This is a genomic window from Pseudomonadota bacterium (genome assembly GCA_039196715.1).
Taxonomy (GTDB): domain Bacteria; phylum Pseudomonadota; class Gammaproteobacteria; order CALCKW01; family CALCKW01; genus CALCKW01.
Window position 1 is genome coordinate 1 of sequence record JBCCUP010000143.1, and the last position, 4,038, is coordinate 4,038.

The following is a 4,038-nucleotide window of genomic DNA, read 5'->3' on the forward strand; positions in this document are numbered from 1 at the left end:
CCCACCGGGTGCGAGGACCTCGGCGACGGTCGCGAGCAACCCGGCCAACTCGGTGTCGGTCCGCAGGCACTGCACGGCGTGTCCGGTGAGTGTGATCAGGTCGTACCGCGTGTCGGTCGGCAGCGTTGCCGCGTCGCCGTGGTGCCAGTGCACGCGGTCCGCAGTCGGTTTGTGCCGCGCGACTGCCAGCATGGTGTCGGACGGGTCGAGCCCGGTGACCGCGTGTCCCTGCGCCGCCAGCGCGCAGGCGAGGGTACCGGTGCCGCAGCCGAGGTCGAGCACGCGACAAGGCGCCCCGGCTGCGAGACTCGCATAGAAGGCGTCGGCCGGCCCCCGGGGGTTGAAACGGTCGTAGAGCGCAACCAGCGCGGCGGTGTGGTAAGCCGGCACCGGGACGGGCGGCTGGCTCACGTGACCGGCCCGCGGTGCGAGGCACGCACCGGCGCAGCGCGGCGCACCTCCGGGTTGAACACCGTGCCCAGCAGCACCCCGACAATCACGATGGCGGCGCCGGTCACTGTCGCGGTGCTGGGCACTTCGCTGAAGAACAGCCAGGCCCAGAAGGTCGCCCCGACGGTTTCCACCGGAAAGAACAAGGCCACATCGCTCGAGGGCGCGTGGCGTGTCGCCGAGGCCATGCAGATGCGCCCGACGGTGTTGAACACCAGGCCCATCCCGGCCGCCGCAAGCCAGACATGGGTGCCGATGGACGCGCCGACGAAGCCTGGCGAGCAGATCAGCAGCGTCACCGCTGCCGCCAGCGCCAGCGCGAGGACCCGGCCCATGTCCGGGTGGCGTCGGAAGATCAGCGTCGCGCCGATGTAGCAACTGATCGCGCCGAGGGCCATGAGGTCGCCCCGCAACGTGGGATGGCCGAGCGAGGGCCAGACGATCACGCCGATGCCAAACACCGTGAGCGCGATCGCCAGCCACATCCGCCGGCCGGTGCGCTCGCCGAGGAACACCCGGGCGCCGAGGGCGGCGAGCACCGGGCCGGCGGCGACGATGCCAACCGCGTTGGCCACGTGAGTGTGGTTGATCGCCGCCACGAAACTCAGTTGGCACAGCCCGAGTGCGACCGCGACGGCCGCGAAGGGCAACGCCAGACGGCGCAACGCGGCGCCCTGACCCAGCAGGCCGCGGCGCCAGAGGATCAGGCCATAGATCGGCAGCGACATGGCCGCAACCAGGCCTGTCATGATGCGCGCGTCGGTGTCGGCCCAGCGGATGAACGGCGCATCGGTCGACACCAGCAGCATACCGACGAAGGCCAGCATCCAGCCCGTGGGTCGGTTGTCCCGGTGTGCGGGTGTCGGGTTGTGCGCGGCGTCGGTCACGGGTGCCAGTATGTCTCATCGGTACGCGACCCGGCGTGGCGGCGTCGCCTTTGGCACGGCGGGTGTCGGCGGGGCGCGCCGAAACGCTGGTCGTGTCGGGGCGCACGCTGCACACTGCGGCCGTGCGACGTTCGAACGGACAAGACGGGGTGACGATGGCGGACACCGACACGGCGGCTGCACCGCCGAGCTGCAACACCGTGCAGGCACTGCTCGAGTGGCGGGCGTCGCAGCACCCACACCGACCGTTCCTGCGCTTCGTCGGCGATGACGCAGACGCGAGCTGGACCTGGGCCGAGACCCGCGATGCTGCACGGCACCTCGCAGCCGCCTTGCACGCGCAAGGGGTCGGGCAGGGTGAGCATGTTGCTGTGATGCTGCCCAACGGCCCGGCCTTCGTGCAGTCCTGGTTGGCGCTCGGCTACCTCGGTGCCGTGATGGTCGCGGTCAACACCGAGTACATCGGCAGCTTCCTGCACCGTGTGCTCGACCACAGTGAGACGAGCACGTTGATCGTCGATGGCACGCTGGTCAGCGCCGTGGCGGCGCTGGACGCGCCCCTCGATACCCTGCAGCGCGTACTCGTGTTCGGCGAGGTCGACGTGGCGTCGGCTGACGCGTTGACCGCGCCGGTGTTGGCGGCCTCTGCCTGCCTTGCCGCAACCGATGCCACCGACTTGCAGGTCGCCCGGGTCGGGCCCGCCGACACGGCGTGCATCATGTACACCTCCGGCACGACCGGTGCGGCCAAAGGCGTGTTGATGCCCGAGGCCCACGTGCTGCGCTTCGGACAAGGCGCCATCGACCAGTTGGGCGTGCACGGCGGCGACACCTACTACATCTGCCTGCCGCTCTTTCACATCAACGCGCTCGGCATGCAACTGTGCACCGCGCTGATCGCGGGTGCGCGTGCGGTGATTCGCAGCCGCTTTTCGGCGTCCGCGTGGCTGTCGGACATCCGCGCCCACGGCTGCACGGTCACGAATATGCTCGGCGCGCTGGCCGATTTTGTCCTGGCGACCCCGCCGAGTGACCTGGACCGCGACGCCGGCTTGCGCCTGATCACGATGGCGCCGAGCGTGCCTGCCATCGTAGAGGGCCTTCGCACGCGGTTTGCCGTGCCTGAGGTGTGTGCGCTCTATGGCATGACCGAGGTGAACATCCCGTTGTACTCGGCGCCGGGCACGCCGTTGAAACCCGGCAGCAGCGGCCGCGTCTACAGCGACGCCTACGATCTCGCGGTGGTCAACCCGGACACCGATGTGCGCTGTGCAGCCGGCGAGGTCGGTGAAATCGTGGTGCGGCCGCGCCAGCCCTTCGCGTTCATGCAGGGCTACTACCGGCAGGCCGAGCAGACGGTCGAGGCCTGGCGCAACCTCTGGTTTCACACCGGCGACGCAGCGTGGATGGACGCGGACGGTGATGTGTTCTTCGTCGACCGGATCAAGGACTGCATTCGCCGCCGTGGCGAGAACGTTTCGAGCGCGATGGTCGAGAGCGAGATTATCGCCTTGCCGGGGGTGATCGAGTGCGCCGCTGTCGCCGTGCCGGCCGGCGACGGCGGCGGTGAGGACGACATCCTGCTGGTCTATGTGGCCGAGGGCAGCGTCACCGCCGAAGACCTGTGGTGCGCGTGCGCGGGCCGCCTGCCGCGCTTTGCGGTACCGCGGTGGTGGCGTCGGGTGGACGCGCTGCCAAAGACGCCGACCAACAAAGTGCGAAAGCAGATCCTGCGCAACGCGGGCACGGCGGACGGCGCGTGGTGCGCCCCCGGACGGTGACCGTCCGACGGTCTACTCTGGCGGTGGCTGTCGTTTGAGGGTGGCGATGTCCGCGCGCAAGGCTTGCAGCTCGGCGAGGATGTCGGCCTGGTTTCCAGATGTGGCGCGTTGCTCCTCGGCGGCGACACCGTCCTGCATGGCCTGCACCACCACACCGATGAAGAGGTTCAGCGCGGTGAACGTGGTGCAGAGGATAAATGGCACGAAGAAGGCCCACGCCAGCGGGTGCTCCGCCATCACCGGACGCACAATGCCCATCGACCAACTCTCCAGCGTCATGATCTGAAACAGCGTGTAGGTCGAGGCGAACAGACTGCCGAACCACTCGGGAAAGGTCTCGCCGAACAGTTTGGTCGCCATCACCGCGCCGACGTAGAAGATCAGCGTCAGCAGCAGCACGATCGACCCCATGCCGGGCAGCGCGCCGAGCAAGGCGCTGACCACGCGCTTGAGCGACGGCATCACGGTGACCAGGCGCAGCACGCGCAGTATGCGCAACGCGCGCAGCACCGCGAGCGGGCCACTCGCCGGCACGAGCGCAATGGCGATGACGAGAAAATCAAACACGTTCCAGGCGCTGCGAAAGAACGCCGTGCGCTGCACGAGCAGCTTGATCGCCAACTCGACCACGAACACCGACAGGATGGCGGCGTCGAGGCCGAGCAACACCGGACCAAAACGCGCCATCACGCCGGCGTCGGTCTCGAGGCCCAGCACGACGGCGTTGACGATGATCAGCACCGTGAGGAGGCGCTCGGTGCGTTGGCTCTCGATCAGGGTCTTGAGGGCGTGCATGGTGGGGTGTCGGCGGTGAGATTGCCGCTTAGTGTAGTGGGCTGGCGTGTGGCTCGAGTGGGCGACGTGTGCCGCAGAACGGGTTGACGGTGTGCGACGATGACTCGGCAGCCAACCCCACAACG

At 68.7% G+C, this 4,038-nt stretch carries 4 protein-coding genes; 1 reads left to right on the forward strand and 3 read right to left on the reverse strand.

Annotation, left to right across the window (positions count from 1 at the left end):
* Together AAGA11_22685 and AAGA11_22690 are read right to left on the reverse strand one after the other, a co-directional pair.
* Window positions 1-411, reverse strand: a 411-nt coding sequence (locus AAGA11_22685; GenBank protein MEM9605683.1) for a class I SAM-dependent methyltransferase, incomplete at its 3' end; no start/stop codon positions are given.
* Window positions 408-1,337 carry a DMT family transporter gene (locus AAGA11_22690; GenBank protein ID MEM9605684.1) on the reverse strand — a complete coding sequence of 310 codons (930 nt, stop codon included), beginning with the start codon at window positions 1,335-1,337 and terminating at the stop codon, window positions 408-410. The genes AAGA11_22690 and AAGA11_22685, both read right to left, overlap by 4 nt.
* A 155-nt stretch (window positions 1,338-1,492) precedes the next feature.
* Between AAGA11_22690 and AAGA11_22695 the strand changes: the two genes are divergently transcribed.
* Window positions 1,493-3,118: an AMP-binding protein gene (locus AAGA11_22695; GenBank protein ID MEM9605685.1), complete on the forward strand. Its 1,626-nt coding sequence runs from the start codon at window positions 1,493-1,495 to the stop codon at window positions 3,116-3,118.
* A 12-nt stretch (window positions 3,119-3,130) separates the two neighbouring features.
* Here AAGA11_22695 and AAGA11_22700 read toward each other — a convergent pair whose 3' ends face one another.
* Complete coding sequence (locus AAGA11_22700; protein MEM9605686.1) at window positions 3,131-3,913, reverse strand: ion transporter; 783 nt, start codon at window positions 3,911-3,913, stop codon at window positions 3,131-3,133.
* Between the last annotated feature and the right edge of the window lie 125 nt (window positions 3,914-4,038).

Bases quoted from the DNA above. Each gene is read 5' to 3' on its own strand.
- AAGA11_22700 (MEM9605686.1), bottom strand. From the start codon at position 3,913: ATGCACGCCCTCAAGACCCTGATCGAGAGCCAACGCACCGAGCGCCTC.
- AAGA11_22695 (MEM9605685.1), top strand. From the start codon at position 1,493: ATGGCGGACACCGACACGGCGGCTGCACCGCCGAGCTGCAACACCGTG.